Below are 23,783 nucleotides of genomic sequence, written 5' to 3'. Positions count from 1 at the left end.
ATAAACCTCCTCTCATTATCAATTGTTAGCAGAGATCTCTCTTTGACGTACAACGGTCTTCATACGAGCGATCGATTTGCGCACTTCACGGATGCGTGCAGGGTTTTCTAATTGGCCAGTTGCTAACTGGAAACGAAGGTTAAATAACTCTTCTTTTAAAGACTTTACTTTTTGTTCTATTTCGGCAGTGGTTAGGTCACGAATTTCATTAGCTTTCATTTGATTCACCACCAATTTCTTCTCGTTTTACAAACTTACATTTTACAGGAAGTTTGTGGGCTGCTAGACGAAGAGCTTCGCGCGCTACTTCTTCAGATACACCGGCAATTTCAAACATAACTTTACCAGGTTTCACAACAGCTACCCATCCTTCAGGAGCACCTTTACCGGAACCCATTCGGACTTCAAGAGGTTTAGCAGTGTAAGGCTTGCTTGGGAAAATCTTAATCCAAACTTTACCTCCACGTTTCATGTAACGAGTCATCGCAATACGAGCAGCTTCAATCTGGCGGTTTGTAATCCAAGAAGCATCTTGAGCTTGAAGACCAAATTCACCAAAATGAACTTCAGTACCGCCTTTTGCACGGCCTCTCATTTTACCGCGGTGTTCACGACGATATTTAACGCGTTTAGGCAATAACATGATTATTTTCCTCCTTCCTCGGATTTCTTCTTAGTAGGAAGAACCTCTCCACGATAGATCCATACTTTCACACCAAGCTTACCGTAAGTAGTGTCAGCTTCAGCAGCAGCATAGTCAATATCAGCACGAAGCGTGTGAAGTGGAACGGTACCTTCGCTATAGTGTTCAGAACGAGCGATATCAGCGCCGCCAAGACGACCGGATACCATCGTTTTGATACCTTGAGCGCCAGAACGCATTGTGCGTTGGATCGCTTGTTTTTGTGCACGACGGAAAGATACACGGTTTTCTAATTGACGAGCGATATTTTCAGCAACAAGCTTAGCATCAAGATCAGCTCTCTTGATTTCAATGATGTTGATGTGTACGCGCTTGCCAGTTAATTGGTTTAATGCTTTACGCAACGCTTCAACTTCAGTACCACCTTTACCAATAACCATACCAGGTTTAGCAGTGTGGACAGAAATGTTGACGCGGTTTGCAGCACGTTCGATTTCTACTTTTGATACAGAAGCATCATTTAAGCGATTCATGATATATTCACGAACTTTAATGTCTTCATGTAAAAGTTCTGCGTAGTCTTTATCAGCGTACCATTTTGATTCCCAATCACGGATAATCCCAATACGCAAACCGACTGGATTTACTTTTTGACCCACAGTTTATCCCTCCTTCTTTTCTGATAGAACGATAGTTATATGACTAGTACGTTTGTTGATTGCACTCGCACGACCCATTGCGCGAGGACGGAAACGTTTCAATGTTGGTCCTTCATTTACATATGCTTGTGAAATAACCAGATTATTAATGTCCATTTCGTAGTTATGTTCTGCATTTGCTACAGCAGATTTTAGAACTTTTTCTACGACAGGAGAAGCGGATTTTGGAGTGTGGCGAAGAATCGCTACCGCTTCACCGATTTGCTTGCCTCGGATTAAGTCGATTACTAAACGAACTTTACGAGGTGCAATACGGACTGTATTAGCAACAGCTTTAGCTTGCATGAGATGCCCTCCTCTCATTAACGTCTTGTTTTCTTATCATCATTACCATGGCCTTTATAGCTACGAGTTGGTGCGAATTCACCAAGCTTGTGGCCAACCATGTCTTCAGTTACATAGACCGGTACGTGTTTACGACCATCGTAAACCGCGATTGTGTGTCCAATGAATTGCGGGAAGATTGTTGAACGGCGAGACCAAGTTTTGATTACTTGCTTTTTCTCAGCGTCATTCATTTTTTCAACCTTGTTAATTAAATGATCATCAACAAAAGGTCCTTTTTTCAAACTGCGACCCATGTGTGTGCCTCCCTTCGTGATTGCACTACGGTCCGCATGAACCGTAGATCAATCCCGTTATTTTTTACGACGACGTACGATGAATTTATCAGTCTTGTTCTTTTTCTTACGAGTTTTAAGACCAAGAGCAGGTTTGCCCCAAGGAGTCATTGGTGATTTACGTCCGATTGGAGAACGTCCTTCACCACCACCGTGTGGGTGATCTACTGGGTTCATTACAGAACCACGAACAGTTGGGCGTTTGCCTAACCAGCGAGAACGGCCAGCTTTACCGATATTAATAAGTTCGTGCTGCTCATTTCCTACCTGACCAATAGAAGCACGGCAAGTAGCTAGAACTAAGCGGACTTCACCAGAATTCAAACGAACTAATACGTAACGGCCTTCTTTACCAAGAACCTGAGCAGAAGTACCAGCAGAACGTACTAATTGTCCACCTTTACCTGGTTTTAATTCGATATTGTGAATAACTGTACCAACTGGAATGTTGATTAATGGAAGAGAGTTACCAACTTTAATGTCAGCTTCAGCACCTGACATGATCTCCATACCTACTTGAAGGTTTTTTGGAGCTAGGATGTAACGTTTTTCTCCATCCACGTAGTTAATTAGTGCAATGTTTGCGGAACGGTTTGGATCATACTCGATAGTAGCAACGCGTCCTGGTATACCATCTTTATCACGTTTGAAATCGATGATACGGTACTGACGCTTATGGCCGCCACCTTGATGACGAACAGTTAACTTACCTTGGTTGTTACGGCCACCTTTTCTGTGTAAAGGTGCAAGCAATGATTTTTCCGGAGTGCTAGTTGTGATTTCAGCAAAATCAGAAGTAGTCATGCCGCGACGACCATTGGAGGTAGGTTTGTACTTTTTAATCGCCATAATTATTCCCTCCTTCTCTTATATATTAAGCTTCGAAAAATTCGATTTCTTTGCTGTCAGCAGTCAAAGTTACGATTGCTTTACGGCGTTTGTTTGTATAGCCGGCATAACGGCCCATACGCTTGAATTTACCTTTGTAGTTCATAATGTTCACTTTTTCAACTTTTACGTCAAAGATTTCTTGAACAGCATCTTTAACCTGAGTTTTGTTAGCTTTAACATCAACTTCAAAAGTGTATTTTTTATCAGCCATCATATCTGATGAAGCTTCAGTGATTACGGGGCGCTTAATGATATCACGAGCATCCATTATGCAAGCACCTCCTCTACTTTTTCAACAGCAGCTTTAGTTAGGATTAGTTTGTTGTGTCCTACAACGTCTAAAACGTTTAGGCCGTCAGCTTCTACAACTGTTACTCCAGGAATGTTACGAGCAGAAAGTGCTACGTTTTCGTTCAGGCTGTCTGTAACAATAAGAGCTTTCGTATCAACAGAAAGACCTTCAAGGACTGCTGTAAATTCTTTTGTTTTTGGTGCATCAAACGCTAGGTTTTCCAGCACTAAGATGTTCTCTTCTTGCAATTTAGCAGAAAGAGCAGATTTAATAGCTAAACGACGCATTTTCTTAGGCATTTTGTAGCTGTATGATCTTGGTGTTGGACCAAAAACAATACCACCACCACGCCATTGTGGAGAACGGATAGATCCTTGACGAGCACGTCCAGTACCTTTTTGTTTCCATGGTTTGCGTCCGCCGCCGCGTACTTCTGAACGACCTTTTACTTTATGATTTCCTTGGCGTAAGGAAGCTCTTTGCATAACAATCGCTTCAAATAATACAGCGTTATTTGGCTCAATACCAAATATAGATTCATTAAGCTCGATATCTCCAGCTTGAGATCCATCTTGTTTGTAAAGTGTTACTTTAGGCATTCCAATGCTCCTCCTTTCCTAAAAAATTACTTTGCTTTTACCGCACTTTTAATTTTTAATAGAGCTTTTCTAGCTCCAGGTACATTACCTTTAATTAATAGCAAGTTGCGATCAGCATCAACTCTTACGATTTGCAGGTTTTGAACAGTAATTTGCTCTCCACCCATACGTCCAGGCAATAACTTACCTTTGAATACGCGGTTTGGAGCAACAGGTCCCATTGAACCAGGGCGACGGTGATAACGAGATCCGTGAGCCATAGGTCCTCTTGATTGTCCGTGGCGTTTAATAGCACCTTGGAAACCTTTACCTTTTGAAATTCCTGTTACATCTACCATATCGCCTTCTGCGAAAATATTAACTTGGACTTCCTGACCAACCTCATATTCACCGAGGTTAACTTCGCGGAATTCGCGAACGAAGCGCTTAGGAGCAGTTTTCGCTTTTTCAGCATGTCCTTTTTCCGGCTTGTTAGAAAGTTTTTCACGTTTCGTTTCAAAACCTACTTGGATAGCTTCGTAGCCGTCAGCCTCAACTGATTTTACTTGAAGCACTACGTTTGGAGCAGCTTCAACTACAGTTACAGGGATAAGCTCACCGTTTTCAGCGAATACTTGCGTCATACCGATTTTTCTACCTAAGATTCCTTTGGTCATTAGTCACACCTCCTGTAAATTTATCATTTTATATTTAAAGTTTGATTTCAATATCAACGCCGGATGGCAGATCTAAACGCATCAATGAATCAACTGTTTGTGGAGTTGGATTAACGATGTCGATTAGACGTTTGTGTGTACGCATCTCGAATTGCTCACGAGAATCTTTGTACTTATGAACCGCACGAAGGATTGTATAAACAGATCTTTCGGTAGGTAATGGAATCGGACCAGATACAGCCGCACCAGAACGCTTTGCAGTTTCAACGATTTTTTCAGCAGATGAATCAAGGATTCTGTGATCATATGCTTTTAAACGGATACGAATTTTTTGTTTTGCCATTACTTTTCCCTCCTTTTCGCCTATTTTTAAAATAGACAGTTCTCAGTGAAAATTTCCCACACACTCGCCATGGCAAAGCGGCCGGGTGTGTCAGCAACCTCTCACATCATCGCGGTCAAAGACCAACATTGTCTATTATACATATAACCCAGTGAATAAGCAATACTTTTATAAAAAACTTTTTCTGTGGGTTGCACACTTTTTCTATTATACATAGATCATTATGCTTTTACAAGATGCTAGGAGAATTTTTATACATGTGTTTTATAAATATTTTATTAAATGATTAAAAGATTACCATTGGAAAGAAAAGGACTTGCTAGAATGATGGGTTTGAGAGTCAGTCAGCTAAATGGGGATCATGGAGTATGAGAGTTATTTGGTATTGACTCTTATTCCCTACGATCACGGATGAGTTGGTAAACTAATATGAAAAACTTTGTGATGCTGCACCAGCTTGCCAATCAGCGAAATGATACAATGAAAAAAATCCTCTAAGTATAATAGAAGGAGTTTTGTTATATTAAATTTTAAATGCATGGCTGACTATGTAATAACTGGATAATTCTTCGATTTTTTACATCGTTCTGATTTTAAAGCCTGGTGCATTAAACACAAAAAAGCAGAGGGCGTCCCCTCTGCTTTTTTGTTGGAAGGCGTCCCCTCCGGATATTTAACTAAAATTAAGCTTGGATTGTAGCAACTACGCCAGCGCCTACAGTACGTCCACCCTCACGGATAGAGAATTTAGTACCTTCTTCGATAGCAACTGAAGCGATAAGTTCAACAGTCATTTCGATGTTATCGCCAGGCATAACCATTTCTACACCTTCAGGAAGGTTACAGATACCAGTTACGTCAGTTGTACGGAAGTAGAACTGTGGACGGTAGTTAGTGAAGAATGGAGTATGACGTCCACCTTCTTCTTTAGAAAGAACATAAACTTCAGCTTTAAACTTTGTGTGTGGGTTGATAGTACCAGGCTTAGCTAATACTTGTCCACGTTGGATATCTTCACGAGCAACCCCACGTAGAAGTGCACCGATGTTGTCTCCAGCTTCAGCATAATCAAGAAGCTTACGGAACATTTCAACACCTGTTACAGTAGTTGATTTTGGTTCTTCAGCAAGACCAACGATCTCGATAACGTCACCAACTTTAACTTGTCCACGTTCTACACGTCCAGTTGCAACTGTTCCACGGCCAGTGATAGAGAATACATCCTCTACAGGCATCATGAATGGCTTTTCAGTGTCACGAGCTGGAGTTGGGATATACTCATCAACTGCAGCCATAAGTTCATTGATCTTTTCTTCCCATTCTGCTTCGCCTTCAAGAGCTTTAAGAGCAGAACCTTTGATTACAGGAATATCGTCACCAGGGAATTCGTATTCAGAAAGAAGATCACGAATTTCCATTTCAACTAATTCAAGAAGTTCTTCGTCGTCAACCATGTCACACTTGTTCATGAATACAACAAGGTAAGGTACACCTACTTGACGAGAAAGAAGGATGTGCTCACGAGTTTGTGGCATTGGGCCGTCAGCAGCAGAAACTACTAAGATACCGCCGTCCATTTGTGCAGCACCAGTGATCATGTTTTTAACATAGTCAGCGTGACCTGGGCAGTCAACGTGTGCATAGTGACGAGTTTCTGTTTCATACTCAACGTGTGCAGTAGAGATTGTGATACCACGTTCTCTTTCTTCTGGAGCACCGTCGATTTGATCGTATGCACGAGCTTCAGCTCCACCAACTTTTGCAAGTACAGAAGTGATAGCAGCTGTTAAAGTAGTTTTACCATGGTCAACGTGACCGATTGTACCGATGTTAACGTGTGGCTTAGAGCGATCGAATTTAGCTTTTCCCATTAGGATTTGCCTCCCTAAAATTATATTTTTTTTGATTAAGTATAGTGCTATGAAAGCAGGATTGTCCACTTTCATAGCTTACATAAGTAGTTATACTTTAATGAATGGTGAAAATCAATTATTCACCTTTATTTTTTTTGATAATTTCTTCAGAGATGGATTTTGGAACTTCTTCGTAGTGATCGAAGTGCATAGAGAATGTTCCACGACCTTGCGTATTAGAACGCAGGGAAGTAGCATATCCAAACATTTCAGAAAGTGGAACGAACGCTTTAACAACTTGTGCATTACCGCGAGCTTCCATACCTTCTACACGACCACGGCGAGATGTAACATCACCCATGATATCTCCAAGATACTCATCAGGAATAACAACTTCAACTTTCATAACTGGTTCAAGGATGACTGGCTTACACTTAGAAGCAGCATTTTTAAGAGCTAATGAAGCAGCTACTTTGAATGCCATTTCAGAGGAGTCAACATCATGGTAAGAACCATCAAAAAGTTTTGCTTTAACGTCAACCAGCGGGAAGCCAGCAAGTACACCTCTATCAAGAGAGTCTTCAAGACCAGCTTGAACAGCAGGGATGTATTCACGTGGAACTACTCCACCTACGATAGCATTTTCAAACTCAAATCCTTTTCCTTCTTCATTTGGAGAGAATTCAATCCAAACATGTCCGAATTGTCCGCGTCCACCTGATTGACGGGCGAATTTACCCTCAACTCTAGCTGATTCACGGAAAGTTTCACGATAAGCAACCTGTGGAGCACCAACATTAGCTTCCACTTTAAATTCACGGCGCATACGGTCAACAAGGATATCCAAGTGAAGCTCACCCATACCGGCAATGATGATCTGGCCAGTTTCCTGATCAGTGTGTGCACGGAATGTAGGATCTTCCTCTTGTAGTTTTTGAAGAGCTGTAGTCATTTTATCTTGGTCAGCTTTTGACTTAGGCTCAATAGATAGAGAGATAACCGGCTCAGGGAATACCATTGATTCCAAGATTACAAGGCTTTTCTCATCACAAAGAGTATCACCAGTAGTAGTATCTTTAAGACCTACAGCTGCCGCGATATCTCCAGCGTATACTTGAGAGATCTCTTCACGGGAGTTAGCATGCATCTGCAGGATACGTCCTACACGTTCACGCTTACCTTTAGTAGAGTTCTGTACATAAGAACCAGAGTTCAAAGTACCAGAGTACACACGGAAGAATGTTAATTTACCAACATAAGGGTCTGTCATAACTTTGAACGCAAGAGCAGAGAACGGCTCTTTGTCGTCAGAGTGTCGGATAACCTCTTCATCAGTATCAGGTAGTGTACCTTTGATAGCAGGTACATCAAGTGGTGATGGCAGGTAATCAATAACTGCATCAAGCATCAATTGAACACCTTTGTTTTTGAATGCAGATCCACAGATAACCGGATAGAATTCTACGTTAACAGTACCTTTACGGATAGCAGCTTTAAGCTCTTCTTTTGTAAGATCTTCTCCGCCAAGGTATTTCTCCATTAACTCTTCATCTAGTTCAGCAACAGCCTCAACTAGTTTTTCACGGTATTCTAGAGCTAGATCCATATGTTCTGCAGGAATTTCACGAACTTCGATATCAGTACCAAGGTCATTGCCGTAGAATACAGCATTCATTTCTACTAAATCGATGATCGCTTCGAATTCGTCCTCTGCACCAATTGGAATTTGAATTGGATGAGCATTAGCCTGCAGACGGTCATGAATTGTTTTTACAGAGTACAAGAAATCCGCACCGATTTTATCCATTTTATTAACGAATACAACACGGGGTACTCCGTAAGTTGTTGCCTGGCGCCAAACTGTTTCAGTTTGGGGCTCAACACCTGACTGAGCATCAAGAACCGCCACTGCACCATCAAGTACACGCAGGGAACGTTCAACTTCAACTGTGAAGTCTACGTGTCCTGGAGTATCGATGATATTTACACGGTGGCCTTTCCACTGAGCAGTTGTGGCAGCGGAAGTGATTGTAATTCCACGCTCCTGCTCTTGTTCCATCCAGTCCATTTGAGAAGCACCTTCATGTGTTTCACCAATCTTATGGATACGACCAGTGTAATAAAGGACACGCTCAGTTGTTGTTGTTTTACCAGCATCAATATGAGCCATGATACCGATATTACGAGTGTTTTCTAAGGAGAACTCTCTTGCCATTGGGTCTTTCTCCTTCCTATTTTGAATATAATGTTAGTATGAATCTTACCAGCGGTAGTGAGCGAATGCTTTATTAGCTTCTGCCATTTTATGTGTATCTTCACGTTTCTTAACAGATGCACCTGTGCTGTTAGCTGCATCAAGAATTTCGTTAGCTAAACGCTCTTCCATCGTTTTTTCTCCACGAAGACGAGCATAGTTTACTAACCAGCGAAGACCTAAAGTTGTACGGCGGTCTGGACGCACCTCAATTGGTACTTGGTAGTTTGCACCACCTACACGACGTGCTTTAACTTCTAATACTGGCATGATGTTTTTAAGAGCAGCTTCGAATACTTCCATTGGCTCTTTGCCAGAACGTTCTTGAATGATATTGAATGCAGAGTAAAGTATTGTTTGAGACTTACCTCTCTGTCCGTCAACCATCATTTTGTTAATCAAACGACTAACTAATTTTGAATTATACAGCGGATCAGGTAATACGTCTCTTTTTGATACAGGGCCTTTACGAGGCATCTTGTTTCCTCCTTTCGGTAAAATACATATTTAAAGTTATTTTTTTATTATTTCTTTGGAGCTTTTGGACGCTTAGTACCGTATTTAGAACGGCCTTGCATACGGTTGTTAACACCAGCAGTATCTAATGCGCCACGAACGATGTGATAACGTACCCCCGGTAAATCCTTTACACGTCCTCCACGGATTAATACAACACTGTGTTCTTGCAGGTTGTGTCCGATACCAGGAATGTAAGCAGTTACCTCGATACCATTAGTCAAACGCACACGAGCGTATTTACGCAAAGCGGAGTTTGGCTTTTTAGGTGTCATTGTACCAACACGAGTACACACACCGCGTTTTTGTGGAGATGATACGTTAGTTTGTGCTTTTTTAAAGCTGTTGTAGCCTTTATTTAACGCAGGGGATTTTGATTTTTCTTCCTTAGTTTCGCGTCCCTTACGTATTAATTGATTAATAGTAGGCATTTATTTTTTCCTCCCTTCACATATTCATTTCTAGACCCACACATCCAGGTGAGTCGTAAATGGGCAAAAACAAAGTTTTTGTAGTTTTCTACAAAAACAGTTTTACTTTTTAATTGCAACAGCTACCGCTCCGACTTCAATTCCGCATGCTCTTCCAAGCTTCAGCATAGAATCCACATGAGATACTGAAACGTTATTTTCCTTAGATGCTTCTAGCACTTTTGCCTTCACTTTTGGGTCTGCATCAGCTGCTACAACTACTTCGGAGACTATTCCGTTCTTTAGAGCTTTCACTGTTTGTTTTGTTCCTACAATGACTGTCAACGCCTGTTGAACTTTTTCATAAGACATAAATCATATCCTCCGAAGCTACAGGTATTATAGGAGCACCTTTGCTATAGTAACATCATTAGGCGTTCACTGTCAACTATACTTTTAAAAAATATCAAGGAATTCTAGCTTTATTAAATTTACCATCTATAACTTTCTTAAAAAGAGGCCGGCGAGATGATCACCGGCCATTTCATATTAATCAACAGAAACGGTTTCCTGGCTGGAATCTTCGGTCAATATCGGAGATGCTTTTCTGTAGCGAAGCATACCTGTTCCTGCAGGAACGAGCTTACCGATGATAACATTTTCTTTAAGACCCAGTAATTCGTCACGTTTCCCTTTGATTGCAGCATCTGTAAGAACTCTTGTGGTTTCTTGGAATGATGCAGCAGACAAGAATGAATCTGTTTCAAGGGAAGCTTTTGTAATACCAAGCAATACAGGGCGCCCAGTGGCAGGTGTTTTTCCTTCAAGCAACGCTTTTTGGTTAGCATCTGTAAACTGGTGGATATCAAGAAGTGTTCCTGGAAGCACCTCTGATTCACCCGCGTCAAGCACACGGATTTTACGAAGCATTTGGCGTACCATTACTTCAATATGCTTATCTCCAATTTCTACCCCTTGCATACGGTAAACTCTTTGAACCTCTTTTAGCAAGTACTCTTGCACTGACAATACATCCTTAATTTTCAGAAGCTCTTTAGGATCAATAGAACCTTCTGTCAATTCCTGTCCGCGGACAACCTTCGTGTCTACAGCCACTTTAAGACGTGCAGTGTATGGAGCAGTGTATGAACGAGATTCAACCTCACCTTGAATCGTGATTTCCTGCTGTTTGTCTTTGACTTCTTTTATGCCAGTTACTGTACCATCAATTTCAGAGATTACAGCTTGACCTTTTGGATGTCTAGCTTCAAACAATTCCTGGATACGAGGAAGACCTTGAGTGATATCATCCCCGGCAACTCCGCCAGTATGGAATGTACGCATTGTTAACTGCGTACCTGGTTCTCCAATAGATTGGGCTGCTATGATACCAACAGCTTCTCCCACTTCCACCTGTTCACCTGTTGCAAGGTTGCGTCCGTAACATTTTTTACATACACCATGACGTGTATTACATGTGAAGGCAGAACGGATCCAAACCTTTTCGACTCCCACATCTTCAACGTACTTAGCAAGATCTTCTGTGATCAATTGATTTTCAGCAACGATAACTTCCTTAGTCTCAGGATGCTTTATCGCTTTACGTGCATAACGGCCTATTAAACGCTCTTCCAGATGCTCAATAGTTTCTGTGCCGTCTTTAAGTGCACCAATCAGAAGTCCTCGGTCTGTGCCACAATCATCATCTCTGACAATAACATCTTGAGCAACGTCAACTAGACGGCGGGTAAGGTAACCAGAGTCAGCAGTTTTAAGAGCTGTATCTGCAAGACCTTTACGGGCACCATGCGTCGAAATGAAGTACTCTAGAACGGTTAACCCTTCACGGAACGAAGATTTGATCGGCAATTCAATGATACGTCCAGCCGGGTTGGCCATCAGTCCACGCATACCAGCAAGCTGGGTGAAGTTAGATGCGTTACCACGGGCACCGGAGTCACTCATCATAAAGATTGGATTGCGTTTATTCAGGGACTGCATAAGCTTAGCCTGAATCGCATCCTTAGCACCGCTCCAGATAGAGATAACTCTGTCGTAACGTTCTTCATCGGTGATAAGACCGCGTCTGAACTGCTTCAACACATTGTCTACTTTAGATTGCGCTTCTTCAATGATTTGCTTTTTCTCAGCAAGAACGACGATATCTGCTACACCAACAGTAATACCAGCTCTTGTCGAATGTCTGAACCCAAGATCTTTCATGCGGTCAAGCATTTTTGATGTTTCAGTAATTTTGAAACGTGTAAATACTTCCGCAATGATATTTCCTAAGAATTTCTTAACAAACGGATCTACGCCCGGCTGTGATTTAATGATCTCTCTTACATCCTGTCCTTTTTCAACAAAATACTTTTCAGGAGTTTTTTCCTCAAGATTTGATTTTGTTGGTTCATTCAAGTACGGGAATGTGTCAGGAAGTATTTCATTAAAAATCAATTTCCCTACTGTTGTAAGCAGAAGCTTATTGTTTTGTTCTTCTGTAAACGTTAGATTTTTAAGTGATCCAGCATGAACAGCCACACGGGTATGTAAATGTACATATCCGTTTTGGTAAGCAATAATCGCCTCGTTTGTATCTTTAAAGATCATACCTTCGCCGTTTGCGCCTTCACGTTCCATAGTTAAGTAATAGTTACCTAATACCATGTCTTGAGAAGGAGTAACAACAGGTTTTCCATCTTTAGGATTCAAAATGTTTTGTGCTGCAAGCATAAGAAGGCGTGCTTCAGCTTGAGCTTCCGATGAAAGCGGTACGTGAACAGCCATTTGGTCACCATCGAAGTCGGCATTATATGCAGTACATACAAGCGGGTGAAGTCTAATTGCACGGCCTTCAACTAACGTAGGCTCAAATGCCTGGATGCCAAGTCTATGCAGAGTTGGTGCACGGTTCAACAGAACCGGGTGCTCCTTAATAACGGATTCAAGAACATCCCAGACCTCAGGCTGTAAGCGTTCAATTTTACGCTTGGCAGACTTAATGTTATGGGCTAATCCTTTTCCGACTAACTCTTTCATAACAAACGGCTTAAATAACTCGATTGCCATTTCTTTCGGAAGTCCGCACTGATACATTTTAAGGTTTGGACCTACAACGATTACCGAACGTCCAGAATAATCAACACGTTTACCCAGTAGATTTTGACGGAAACGACCTTGCTTCCCTTTAAGCATATGAGAAAGGGATTTAAGCGGACGGTTACCAGGACCTGTAACAGGTCTGCCGCGTCGGCCATTGTCAATTAAAGCATCAACTGCTTCTTGAAGCATACGCTTTTCGTTCTGAACGATAATGCTTGGAGCTCCAAGATCTAATAAACGCTTTAAGCGGTTATTACGATTGATTACTCTTCGGTATAAGTCATTTAAATCAGATGTTGCAAAGCGTCCGCCATCTAATTGAACCATCGGGCGAAGCTCTGGCGGAATTACAGGCAGAACATCTAGAATCATCCATGAAGGTTCGTTTCCAGAATTACGGAACGCTTCAAGAACCTCAAGTCTCTTGATTGCACGAGTCCGTCGTTGTCCCTGCGCCGTTTTAAGCTCTTCTTTTAAGAAGTCAACTTCTTTATCTAAATCAATATCAAGAAGAAGTTTTTTGATCGCTTCAGCTCCCATGCCAGCTTGGAACTTATTACCGAATTTTTCACGGTAAGCGCGGTATTCTTTTTCAGAAAGAAGCTGTTTCTTGTCCAGTGCAGTATCACCAGTCTCTGTAACTACATACGACGCAAAATAAATAACTTCTTCTAAAGCGCGGGGGGACATGTCAAGGACAAGTCCCATCCGGCTAGGAATACCTTTAAAATACCAGATGTGAGAAACCGGAGCAGCCAGCTCAATATGGCCCATGCGCTCACGGCGGACCTTCGCACGAGTTACTTCAACTCCGCATCGGTCACATACTACACCTTTATAACGAACTCTTTTGTATTTTCCGCAATGACATTCCCAGTCTTTTGTAGGACCAAAAATTCTTTCGCAGAACAAACCGTCTTTTTCAGGTTTAAGAGTACGATAGTTTATGGTTTCTGGTTTTTTTACTTCCCCAAATGACCAAGAACGGATCTTGTCAGGCGAAGCTAAACCAATTTTCATATACTCAAAATTATTAACATCTATCAAGGGGCCTACCTCCCTCTTAATCTCCGGGTTTTACCCTAATTGCTTTTCAGCTGTATTACTCTTTAGAGCCTACGATCTCTGATTCAGGTTCTTTTGGATCGGGATCGATTGTAAGCGAGTCGGCTTGATTTAGTTCTTCTTCATCATCCAGGTCGCGCATCTCAATCTCTTTATCATCACTTGATAGAATCTTAACATCCATACCTAAACTTTGAAGTTCTTTGATTAAAACTTTGAAAGATTCAGGTACTCCTGGTTCAGGAACATTTTCACCTTTTACAATTGCTTCGTACGTTTTCACACGGCCAACGACATCATCGGACTTAACTGTGAGAATTTCTTGAAGAGTGTATGCAGCACCATAAGCTTCAAGTGCCCAAACCTCCATCTCCCCAAAACGCTGTCCGCCGAATTGAGCTTTACCGCCCAGAGGCTGCTGAGTAACGAGTGAGTAAGGTCCTGTTGAACGGGCATGGAGTTTATCATCTACCATGTGTGCCAGTTTAATCATGTACATGATTCCGACAGATACTCTATTATCAAATGGTTCTCCTGAACGGCCATCATATAAAACAGTTTTGGCATCGTTCGCCATACCTGCTTCAGCAATGGTGCCCCATACATCTTCCTCACGTGCACCGTCAAATACCGGTGATGCAACATGAATCCCAAGATATCTAGCTGCCATTCCCAGATGAAGCTCTAATACCTGCCCGATATTCATACGTGATGGAACCCCTAGAGGGTTAAGCATGATATCTACCGGTGTACCATCAGGAAGATAAGGCATATCTTCTTCCGGCAATATGCGGGAGATAACCCCTTTATTACCATGTCGTCCGGCCATCTTGTCGCCTTCAGATATTTTACGTTTTTGTACAATGTAAGCACGCACAAGCTGGTTAACACCAGGAGGCAGCTCATCACCGTCTTCACGGTTGAATACTTTCACATCAAGCACGATTCCGCCTCCGCCATGTGGTACACGTAAAGATGTATCACGGACTTCACGGGCTTTCTCGCCAAATATCGCATGGAGCAGACGTTCCTCAGCTGTAAGTTCAGTTACACCCTTAGGAGTTACTTTACCTACAAGAAGGTCTCCGTCTTTCACTTCCGCACCCACTCGGATTATTCCGCGCTCATCTAGGTTACGCAGAGCATCTTCACCGACATTCGGGATATCTCTTGTGATTTCTTCAGGCCCGAGTTTAGTATCACGGGATTCTGACTCATATTCTTCAATATGAATAGATGTATATACGTCGTCTTTAACTAGACGTTCGCTCATAATAATCGCATCTTCGTAGTTATAGCCATCCCATGTCATGAATGCAACCATAACATTTCGTCCAAGAGCTAATTCACCCTTTTCCATGGATGGTCCGTCTGCAAGGATTTCACCTTTAACAACACGGTCACCTACACTGACAATAGGACGCTGATTATAGCAGGTTCCTTGGTTGGAACGGATGAATTTAAGCATTCTGTATTTATCCAGATCACCCTTAACTTCTTGTCCGTCCACGTCTTTAACTCTTCTTACCCACACTTCTCTAGATTCAACATGCTCGACAATACCTTCGTGTTTACAGATAACTGCAGCACCTGAGTCTTTTGCAGATACGTATTCCATACCTGTTCCGACAATTGGCGCTTCAGGCTGCATAAGAGGCACAGCTTGACGCTGCATGTTTGCACCCATCAGTGCACGGTTTGAGTCATCATTTTCTAAGAAAGGAATACATGCTGTTGCAGCAGATACTACTTGCTTTGGCGAAACGTCCATATAATCGACACGGTCGCGTTTGACTACTGTATTCTCGCCCCGGAAACGAGCAATGATGTCTTCCTCGATGAAAGCACCGCTGTCATCAAGAAGCACATTTGCTTGCGCTACCACATAGTTATCTTCTTCATCAGCTGTCATATAATCTATTCTGCTCGTGATTTTTCCTGTTTCAGGATCCACACGGCGATATGGTGTTTCAATAAAACCAAATCGATTTACTTTTGCAAAACTTGACAGTGAGTTAATTAACCCGATGTTTGGTCCCTCTGGAGTTTCAATCGGACACATACGGCCATAGTGGGAATAATGAACGTCACGCACTTCAAATCCTGCACGTTCACGAGTTAAACCACCGGGCCCTAATGCTGATAGACGGCGTTTGTGTGTAAGCTCAGCAAGAGGATTCGTCTGATCCATGAACTGAGATAACTGTGAACTGCCGAAAAACTCTTTAATGGAAGCTATAACAGGGCGGATATTAATTAACTGCTGAGGTGTAATGGTATTCGTGTCTTGAATAGACATTCTTTCACGAACCACTCGCTCCATACGAGATAGACCGATTCTAAATTGGTTTTGAAGCAATTCACCTACAGAACGAAGGCGGCGGTTACCAAGATGGTCAATATCATCTGTATCTCCAACTGAGTGAAGCAAGTTAAAGAAATAACTGATAGACGAAATGATGTCAGCAGGTGTGATATTCTTCACCTGTTCTTCTACATAGGCATTTCCAATTACATTGATAACTTTTTCGCCTTCTGCATCGTTTGGTGCATAGATCTTAATAAGCTGCATCAGAATATCTTCTTCTACTACACCATTAGAAGGGTTATAAGTTTTAAATTCAATTCCTTTTTCTAAGAAAGGAATGATACGGTCAAGATTTCTTCGGTCCAGAAGAGTTCCAGACTCTGCAATTATTTCGCCAGTTTCAGGGTCTGCCAATGTTTGAGCCAGACGCTGGTTGAACAAGCGGTTTTTGATATGAAGCTTCTTGTTGATCTTGTAGCGTCCAACATTTGCTAGATCATATCTTTTTGGATCAAAGAATCTTGATACCAATAAACTCTTTGCATTTTCAACTGTTGGCGGTTCGCCTGGGCGAAGACGCTCATAAATTTCAAGCAAAGCTTTTTCCGTGCTTTCGGTATTATCTTTTTCTAGCGTGTTACGAATATATTCGTTATCGCCAATAAGATCGATGATTTCTTGATCAGAGCCAAACCCTAGTGCACGCAATAGAACAGTAACCGGCAATTTTCTTGTGCGGTCAATTCTTACGTAAACTACATCCTTAGCATCTGTTTCATATTCAAGCCAAGCCCCGCGGTTTGGAATGACAGTAGCGCTATAGCCTCTTTTGCCATTCTTGTCTACCTTTCCGCTATAGTAAACACTTGGTGAACGCACTAACTGAGATACAATAACGCGTTCAGCACCATTGATAACAAAAGTGCCTGTCTCAGTCATTAGCGGGAAGTCACCCATGAACACATCCTGGTCCTTAACTTCACCTGTTTCCTTGTTTACTAGGCGTACTTTCACACGAAGCGGAGCAGAATAAGTAACGTCGCGCTCTTTTGATTCTTCGACGGAGTACTTAGGTTCTCCCAAGCTGTAATCAATAAATTCAAGCGATAGGTTACCTGTAAAGTCCTCGATAGGAGAAATATCCTGGAACATCTCTCTTAAGCCCTCATCAAGAAACCATTGGTAAGAAGAGGTTTGAATCTCGATAAGATTCGGTAATTCTAAAACCTCGCTAATTCTTGCATAAGTTCTGCGCTGGCGGTGTCGTCCATACTGAACTAGTTGACCTGTCAACTGATTCACCCCTCAAATCAAGCATAATAAGGTTATATCTTGTAAATCTACGCATTAAAGCGAAGATTTACCTGGGTAAATCCCGCAAGTATGCGAGAATATACCTGCCTATGTAGCTGTAAACTCACAGACAAAAAAAGAAAAAGGGTTTTCATCTTAAAAACCGCATTTTTCAAAAAAACAAACTATTATCAATATATTTTTCCCCACTGATGCGTTTTTTATACTATAATAATAAAGAGACTCTGCATAATAAGGGGAATTATATATATGCATTAAATAATATTATCATAGCCCTATTTACGAGTCAAATCTTTTGGGTGATTTTTTTATTATAATTTCTTTTTAGAGCACAGGATATAATAACCTTTTTTTCTCTCTATCAGTTCAACATCTCCAAACAGCTCTTCCATCTTTTCCATTGCCGATGGCGCCCCCTGCTTCTTCTGGATCACAACCCACAGCTCTCCTCCGTCAGCCAATTTAGCAAAACTTTGTTCAAAGATTTCATGAACCACTTGTTTGCCTGCACGAATTGGCGGATTAGTCAGTACGGATGCAAAACCGGACTCTTCGACTCCCGTAAGTTTATCGCTCTCATAGATCTTAACATTCTCAATATGGTTAATCTGTGCATTTTCTTTAGCAAGCTCTATCGCTCTAGCGTTCACATCCACCATATGAACAAGAATATCTTTCCTCTCGGACGCCAGCGAAAGACCAATAGGACCATACCCGCATCCTACATCTAAAAGATTCCCCTCGACTTCACTATTGGGTTTAAAGGTTTCAATAAGAAGCCTGGAGCCAAAATCCACTTCTTTCTTTGAAAAAACACCATTATCTGTTTTAAAACGAAACTCCCTGTTTCTTAACGTAAAAGACCAATGCTTCGGACTGCTTTCCGCATTTGGAGTCTTGGAATAATAATGATCACTCATGAATACCTCATCCTTTACTAAAGGGTCTTTTCTAAAAGTATGAACTTTAAATCTAGTACATAGTTTACTTTTTAGTCATGGTCCGCTTTGAATATCAAAAACCGTGAAAATCAAACCATGCCTGCCTGATCCGACGAGGATGCCATTCCGGCTTCACAATCTCAAATCTGTATTCAGTAAAAATATAGTCAAAAAAAGCCCGCTTTAAAAGCGAGCTTTCTTATTATGCAATATTACTTAACTTCAACGCCAGCTCCAACTTCTTCAAGCTTAGCTTTAACTTCTTCAGCTTCTTCTTTAGAAACGCCTTCTTTGATTGCTTTTGGAGTGTTGTCAACAAGTTCTTTTGCTTCTTTAAGACCAAGACCTGTGATTTCACGTACTGCTTTGATAACTTTGATTTTTTGGTCGCCAGCGCTAGCTAGAACAACGTCAAATTCAGTTTGTTCAGCAGCAGCTTCTCCACCAGCAGCTCCGCCGCCCATTGCTACAGGAGCAGCAGCAGTTACGCCGAATTCTTCTTCAATTGCTTTTACAAGATCGTTAAGTTCTAAAACAGTCATAGATTTAACTGCTTCAATGATTTGTTCTTTAGTCATTATTAGTTCCTCCTAGAATAGTTTTAATTTATATAGATCGAGCATGAATAGCTAATTGGAATATTAGCTTACGCGCCTTGTTCTTCTTTTTGTTCTGCAACAGCTTTTGCAGCAAGAGCAAGGTTGCGGATTGGCGCTTGAAGTACGCTAAGCAACATAGAAAGCAGTCCTTCTCGAGATGGAAGTTCAGCAAGAGCTTTAACTTCTTCAACTGTTGCAAGATTTCCTTCAATAACACCAGCTTTAATTTCAAGTGCATCGTGTTTTTTCGCGAAATCATTAAGAATTTTTGCAGGTGCAACAACATCTTCGTTACTGAACGCGATAGCGTTTGGACCAGTAAGAGATTCGTTTAAGCCAGCAAGTTCAACTGATTCAGCAGCACGGCGAGTTAAAGAGTTTTTGTAAACCTTGAACTCGATGCCAGCTTCACGCAGCTGCTTACGAAGTTCTGTGACTTCTGCAACTGTCAGGCCGCGGTAGTCAACAACGATAGTAGATTTGCTTGCTTGGAATTTACCAGCAATGTCGTCTACGATTAGTTTCTTTTGATCAATAGCACTGCTCATCTAGACACCTCCTGTAAGATTTGTTAAACACAATATATACCGGTCATGAAAAAGCCTCCAAATCTATGCAGACATGGAGGCAGTAAGTTCGTATAGTCAAAGACTAATATATCGAATTTACCTAGGCAGGAAATTAAGCCTTAAAAGCACCTGCTGTCTACGGTACAAATGTATTTTATTTTCAACAAGAAATATCATATTACATATTTCTTGGTTTGTCAACATTATTTTATAGCAGAGAAAGTAGAAGCATCAACTTTCACACCAGGACCCATTGTAGAAGTTACAGAAATATTTTTCATGTAAGTTCCTTTTGCAGCCGCAGGCTTAACTTTTAGTAAAGTATCAAAGATTGTTGTAAAGTTTTCAAGAAGCTTTGCATCTTCAAAAGAAACTTTTCCGATTGGCACGTGAATGTTACTTTGTCTGTCGACACGGTATTCAACTTTACCAGCTTTGATTTCTTTAACCGCTCTGTCTACATCAAATGTTACTGTACCAGTTTTAGGGTTTGGCATTAAACCTTTTGGCCCTAACACACGGCCAAGTTTACCAACTTCACCCATCATGTCTGGAGTAGCTACGATTACGTCAAAGTCAAACCAGCCCTGCTGAATTTTAGCGATGTAATCAGTATCTCCTACAAAGTCAGCTCCAGCAGCTTCTGCTTCTTTCGCTTTTTCACCTTTTGCAAATACTAAAACACGCTGAGTTTTACCAGTTCCGTTTGGAAGTACAACTGCTCCACGGATTTGCTGATCAGCTTTCTTAGGATCTACGCCTAGACGGAAAGCAACTTCAACAGTCGCATCAAATTTAGCTGTGCTTGTTTTTTTAACTAACTCAATAGCTTCAGCTACAGAATATGCTTTAGAACGATCTACAAGCTTCACAGCTTCTAGATACTTCTTGCCTTTTTTAGCCATTTTTATTTCCTCCTAATATGTGGTTTTAGCGGAATAACCTCCCACGAATAAAGGTTGCGAGCATTTTTAACAATACCGCAACCCCCAGAAAAACACGTTAACATTTACACACGGGAATTAGTCTTCAATAACGATACCCATGCTGCGAGCAGTACCTTCAACCATGCGCATTGCAGTTTCAACACTAGCAGCGTTTAGGTCAGGCATTTTAGATTCAGCAATCTCACGCACTGTATCACGCTTGACTGTTGCAACCTTTTTACGATTTGGTTCACCAGAACCAGACTCAATACCAGCTGCTTTTTTAAGAAGAACTGCAGCAGGCGGAGTTTTCGTAATAAATGTAAAGGAACGGTCTTCAAATACCGTAATCTCAACAGGGATGATCAGACCAGCTTGATCTGCTGTACGAGCGTTAAACTCTTTACAGAAACCCATGATGTTAACACCGGCTTGACCAAGAGCAGGACCAACTGGTGGTGCTGGGTTAGCTTTACCTGCAGGAATTTGCAGCTTTACTAATTTAATTACTTTTTTAGCCACGAGACACACCTCCTTATCGTCCGTGATGTGGTATTTGGGTATAAAACCCTCCCACTCATCTGGATTCTTTATATTATAAATAAAGAATTATCTAAATAGTTCAGGTCTCATGAATGAGACATACTGACCTTTGAAATATTACCACTTTTTTAAAATGATTTCAAGTTTATTTTAGTTTATATTTTTTCAACCTGGTCAAAATCCAGTTCTACCGGAGTATCACGGCCGAACATATTCACCAGAACCTTGATTTTTGATTTATCTTTATCGATCTCTTCAATAGAACCAACAAAGGTTGCAAAAGGTCCTTCTTTAACCTGTACTTTCTCTCCAAGAGTAAAGTCCACGTCCACTCTTTTCTCTTCCATCCCCATATGCTTAAGAATGTTCACTACTTCTTCCGGCAGAAGTGCAGTAGGCTTTGAACCAGAGCCTGCTGAACCGACAAATCCGGTTACTCCAGGTGTATTTCTCACTACATACCATGAATCATCTGTCATAATAATTTCAACTAGTACATATCCTGGAAAGACCTTTTTCTTAACGGTTTTTTTCTTGCCGTCCTTGATACTGGTTTCCTCTTCTTCAGGAACCACCACACGAAATATCTTGTCTTGCATTGCCATTGTCTCTACACGCTTCTCGAGATTAGCTTTTACTTTATTTTCATAGCCCGAATATGTGTGGACTACATACCAATTCTTTTCCATTGTTTAGGACGTTATGTCCTTCCCTCCCTACAGGAAATAATTTCGCATTTATGCAGGCGGCCAAAAGCAGCTCTTGATCCGCCTCGGGAAATGATAAGATCTAATGATTAAGGCCGGCCTGCTAAGAGCAGGAGATAACAATCATAGTTACCCGGAGCATTATGCTTAAAAAAAAACCAAATTAAAAAACCCGTTTCCGGGCTTTTTTTCAAAGACTATTAATTTATCACCATTATACCATTATTTGCGTTTAATTATTCAAGTATTAAACGAATTAACTTTGAAATGCCTAAGTCTACTACTGCAAAGAAAACGGCCATGAATACAATTGTAGTTAAAACTGTGATTGTATATGAAGTAAGCTCTTTTCTCTTTGGCCAGCTTACTTTTTTCATTTCACGAACAACGCCGCGAAAAAACTCAGTTATGCGCTGCATAAATGTAACCTCCACCCCGGGTAAAATGACTGGTGTCTATGTCTGTGAATACTTTTACTTGGTCTCTTTGTGTAGAGCATGCTTATTGCAGGTGCTGCAAAACTTATTAACCTCTAATCGTTCTTCATTGGAATTTTTATTACTTTCTGTGGCATAGTTTCTAGAGCCGCATTCAGTACAGGATAAAACCACTTTTTTTCTCATGAATAAGTACATCCTTTATAATTATACACTCTAAAAACTGTATCACGGCTCCCTTTTTATGTCAATACCATTCTAAAGCGGAAGAGCCTTGAACAGCCCCGATAAAGAAGGCTTGCTGATTGGCGAGCGACAGCGAAGACAGAAGCTTAGCCGCCCTTATGCGCAAGCCAAGCATAAGACGAGCCAGCCGTGAGAAGCGCCCTTCTTCACAAGGACTGATTGACTTATGATCCGAGGGACTAGGCTCTGCAGCTAGCAGAACACCTTATTAAAGCGGAAGAGCCTCGATCAAAGGATGAACGGCTAAAGGCGCCACGTCCTGTGGCAACGCCGTCCTGACCCACATCCTGGGGGCCTCCGATAAAGAAGGCTTGCTGATTGGCGAGCGACAGCGAAGACAGAAGCTTAGCCGCCCTTATGCGCAAGCCAAGATTAAGGCGAGCAGGCCATGAGAAGCAGTCTTTCTTCTCATGGACTGATTAGGCCTTACAGAGCTAGGCACTGCAGGTTAGATAAGGATGGTAAATTAGGAAAGTCCGAAGAATAAGAGGATAATGGATTATAAATTTAAAATAGAATATAGAGCACTGGGGGATCACAGAATAACTTCCCTGATTTCTAAATAACGCTCGAGCTTTCTTTTCACACGCTGAAGAGCATTGTCAATCAATTTAACATGCCGGTTAAGCTCTTCTGAAATTTCCTGGTAGGACTGCCCATCCAAATAAAGGGCTAATACGCGTCTTTCCAGATCACTTAGAAGTTCCGCCATTTTCGTTTCGATATCGTCGTATTCTTCCTGATTAATAATTAATTCTTCCGGATCCATGACCTTTGCACCCGAAATAACATCCATAAGGGTGCGGTCAGATTCCTCATCGTATATTGGCTTATCCAGCGATACATACGAGTTTAATGGAATGTGCTTTTGCCGGGTTGCAGTCTTGATCGCAGTTATGATTTGTCTTGTGATGCATAGTTCAGCGAATGCCTTAAATGAAGTCAGCTTGTCTTCTTTGAAATCACGTATAGCTTTAAAGAGGCCAATCATTCCTTCTTGAACAATATCTTCTTTATCCGCACCAATTAAAAAGTAGGTTCTAGCTTTAGCTCGTACAAAATTTCGATACTTATGGATAATATAATCCAGGGCTTCACTATCGCCTTTATGTACAAGCTCTACTAATAACTCATCTTCCATTTGCACAAAATCATGAATTTGCTTTACTTCGAAGTTGGCAATCACTTAAATCCCCCCGATCGCACACGTAGATAAAACCATTATACAGG

General features: G+C 41.4%; 26 protein-coding genes and 1 other annotated feature. All 26 genes read right to left on the bottom strand.

Features of this window, described 5'->3' with window-relative positions:
* Window positions 1-18: 18 nt before the first annotated feature.
* The gene (rpmC, locus tag JOC77_RS18360) at window positions 19-219 is read right to left on the bottom strand and encodes a 50S ribosomal protein L29 (RefSeq protein ID WP_101640219.1); all 201 of its coding nucleotides are present in this window, start codon (window positions 217-219) and stop codon (window positions 19-21) included.
* Complete coding sequence (gene rplP / locus JOC77_RS18355; protein WP_101640218.1) at window positions 209-643, bottom strand: 50S ribosomal protein L16; 435 nt, start codon at window positions 641-643, stop codon at window positions 209-211. The genes rpmC and rplP overlap by 11 nt, the downstream gene beginning before the upstream one ends.
* 2 nt (window positions 644-645) lie before the next feature.
* Entirely contained in the window at window positions 646-1,302 is a 657-nt protein-coding gene (rpsC, locus tag JOC77_RS18350; protein WP_204546613.1) for a 30S ribosomal protein S3, read from the bottom strand.
* Window positions 1,303-1,305: 3 nt separating this feature from the next.
* Window positions 1,306-1,647, bottom strand: coding sequence for a 50S ribosomal protein L22 (gene rplV / locus JOC77_RS18345; protein ID WP_204546611.1), 342 nt, complete (start codon window positions 1,645-1,647; stop codon window positions 1,306-1,308).
* 17 nt (window positions 1,648-1,664) lie between these two features.
* The gene (rpsS, locus tag JOC77_RS18340; RefSeq protein WP_101640215.1) at window positions 1,665-1,943 is read right to left on the bottom strand and encodes a 30S ribosomal protein S19; all 279 of its coding nucleotides are present in this window, start codon (window positions 1,941-1,943) and stop codon (window positions 1,665-1,667) included.
* 57 nt (window positions 1,944-2,000) lie between these two features.
* Window positions 2,001-2,831, bottom strand: coding sequence for a 50S ribosomal protein L2 (rplB, locus tag JOC77_RS18335; protein ID WP_204546608.1), 831 nt, complete (start codon window positions 2,829-2,831; stop codon window positions 2,001-2,003).
* A 25-nt stretch (window positions 2,832-2,856) separates the two neighbouring features.
* A complete protein-coding gene (gene rplW / locus JOC77_RS18330; protein WP_204546606.1) occupies window positions 2,857-3,141 on the bottom strand; it encodes a 50S ribosomal protein L23 in 285 nt (94 codons plus the stop codon).
* On the bottom strand, window positions 3,141-3,764 hold the full coding sequence (rplD, locus tag JOC77_RS18325; protein ID WP_204546605.1) for a 50S ribosomal protein L4: 624 nt from the start codon (window positions 3,762-3,764) through the stop codon (window positions 3,141-3,143). Before rplD ends, rplW begins: the two co-directional genes overlap by 1 nt.
* Before the next feature lie 26 nt (window positions 3,765-3,790).
* The gene (rplC, locus tag JOC77_RS18320) at window positions 3,791-4,420 is read right to left on the bottom strand and encodes a 50S ribosomal protein L3 (RefSeq protein WP_204546602.1); all 630 of its coding nucleotides are present in this window, start codon (window positions 4,418-4,420) and stop codon (window positions 3,791-3,793) included.
* Between the two features lie 34 nt (window positions 4,421-4,454).
* Window positions 4,455-4,763, bottom strand: a complete 309-nt coding sequence (gene rpsJ / locus JOC77_RS18315; RefSeq protein WP_204546600.1) for a 30S ribosomal protein S10 — start codon at window positions 4,761-4,763, stop codon at window positions 4,455-4,457.
* 683 nt (window positions 4,764-5,446) lie between these two features.
* Window positions 5,447-6,634, bottom strand: a complete 1,188-nt coding sequence (tuf, locus tag JOC77_RS18310) for an elongation factor Tu (RefSeq protein WP_204546598.1) — start codon at window positions 6,632-6,634, stop codon at window positions 5,447-5,449.
* A gap of 118 nt (window positions 6,635-6,752) precedes the next feature.
* The gene (gene fusA / locus JOC77_RS18305) at window positions 6,753-8,831 is read right to left on the bottom strand and encodes an elongation factor G (protein WP_204546595.1); all 2,079 of its coding nucleotides are present in this window, start codon (window positions 8,829-8,831) and stop codon (window positions 6,753-6,755) included.
* 45 nt (window positions 8,832-8,876) lie between these two features.
* Window positions 8,877-9,347: a 30S ribosomal protein S7 gene (gene rpsG / locus JOC77_RS18300; protein WP_101640208.1), complete on the bottom strand. Its 471-nt coding sequence runs from the start codon at window positions 9,345-9,347 to the stop codon at window positions 8,877-8,879.
* 47 nt (window positions 9,348-9,394) lie between these two features.
* On the bottom strand, window positions 9,395-9,817 hold the full coding sequence (gene rpsL / locus JOC77_RS18295) for a 30S ribosomal protein S12 (protein ID WP_026693317.1): 423 nt from the start codon (window positions 9,815-9,817) through the stop codon (window positions 9,395-9,397).
* Between the two features lie 102 nt (window positions 9,818-9,919).
* Complete coding sequence (locus JOC77_RS18290; protein ID WP_204546593.1) at window positions 9,920-10,168, bottom strand: 50S ribosomal protein L7ae-like protein; 249 nt, start codon at window positions 10,166-10,168, stop codon at window positions 9,920-9,922.
* A gap of 177 nt (window positions 10,169-10,345) precedes the next feature.
* The gene (gene rpoC, locus JOC77_RS18285; RefSeq protein WP_204546590.1) at window positions 10,346-13,945 is read right to left on the bottom strand and encodes a DNA-directed RNA polymerase subunit beta'; all 3,600 of its coding nucleotides are present in this window, start codon (window positions 13,943-13,945) and stop codon (window positions 10,346-10,348) included.
* A 55-nt stretch (window positions 13,946-14,000) separates the two neighbouring features.
* Window positions 14,001-17,564, bottom strand: a complete 3,564-nt coding sequence (gene rpoB / locus JOC77_RS18280) for a DNA-directed RNA polymerase subunit beta (protein ID WP_204546587.1) — start codon at window positions 17,562-17,564, stop codon at window positions 14,001-14,003.
* Window positions 17,565-17,896: 332 nt separating this feature from the next.
* A complete protein-coding gene (locus tag JOC77_RS18275) occupies window positions 17,897-18,505 on the bottom strand; it encodes a class I SAM-dependent methyltransferase (protein WP_204546584.1) in 609 nt (202 codons plus the stop codon).
* Between the two features lie 233 nt (window positions 18,506-18,738).
* Window positions 18,739-19,104: a 50S ribosomal protein L7/L12 gene (rplL, locus tag JOC77_RS18270; RefSeq protein WP_204546581.1), complete on the bottom strand. Its 366-nt coding sequence runs from the start codon at window positions 19,102-19,104 to the stop codon at window positions 18,739-18,741.
* A 68-nt stretch (window positions 19,105-19,172) separates the two neighbouring features.
* Window positions 19,173-19,673, bottom strand: a complete 501-nt coding sequence (gene rplJ, locus JOC77_RS18265; RefSeq protein WP_204546579.1) for a 50S ribosomal protein L10 — start codon at window positions 19,671-19,673, stop codon at window positions 19,173-19,175.
* A gap of 39 nt (window positions 19,674-19,712) precedes the next feature.
* Window positions 19,713-19,854, bottom strand: a sequence feature (ribosomal protein L10 leader region).
* A 43-nt stretch (window positions 19,855-19,897) separates the two neighbouring features.
* Complete coding sequence (rplA, locus tag JOC77_RS18260) at window positions 19,898-20,599, bottom strand: 50S ribosomal protein L1 (protein ID WP_204546577.1); 702 nt, start codon at window positions 20,597-20,599, stop codon at window positions 19,898-19,900.
* Between the two features lie 117 nt (window positions 20,600-20,716).
* Entirely contained in the window at window positions 20,717-21,142 is a 426-nt protein-coding gene (gene rplK, locus JOC77_RS18255; RefSeq protein ID WP_142383695.1) for a 50S ribosomal protein L11, read from the bottom strand.
* A gap of 176 nt (window positions 21,143-21,318) precedes the next feature.
* Window positions 21,319-21,852 carry a transcription termination/antitermination protein NusG gene (nusG, locus tag JOC77_RS18250; RefSeq protein WP_204546574.1) on the bottom strand — a complete coding sequence of 178 codons (534 nt, stop codon included), beginning with the start codon at window positions 21,850-21,852 and terminating at the stop codon, window positions 21,319-21,321.
* A 254-nt stretch (window positions 21,853-22,106) separates the two neighbouring features.
* Window positions 22,107-22,289 carry a preprotein translocase subunit SecE gene (secE, locus tag JOC77_RS18245; RefSeq protein ID WP_204546572.1) on the bottom strand — a complete coding sequence of 61 codons (183 nt, stop codon included), beginning with the start codon at window positions 22,287-22,289 and terminating at the stop codon, window positions 22,107-22,109.
* Window positions 22,290-22,343: 54 nt separating this feature from the next.
* A complete protein-coding gene (rpmG, locus tag JOC77_RS18240) occupies window positions 22,344-22,493 on the bottom strand; it encodes a 50S ribosomal protein L33 (RefSeq protein WP_204546569.1) in 150 nt (49 codons plus the stop codon).
* A gap of 595 nt (window positions 22,494-23,088) precedes the next feature.
* Window positions 23,089-23,739, bottom strand: a complete 651-nt coding sequence (gene sigH, locus JOC77_RS18235; RefSeq protein ID WP_204546566.1) for an RNA polymerase sporulation sigma factor SigH — start codon at window positions 23,737-23,739, stop codon at window positions 23,089-23,091.
* Between the last annotated feature and the right edge of the window lie 44 nt (window positions 23,740-23,783).

Source organism: Peribacillus deserti (genome assembly GCF_016909175.1).
In the GTDB taxonomy this organism is placed as follows: Bacteria; Bacillota; Bacilli; order Bacillales; family DSM-1321; genus Paraperibacillus; species Paraperibacillus deserti.
The sequence above is the reverse complement of the archived record's forward strand: the minus strand, read 5'-3'. Positions and strand labels throughout refer to the sequence as shown.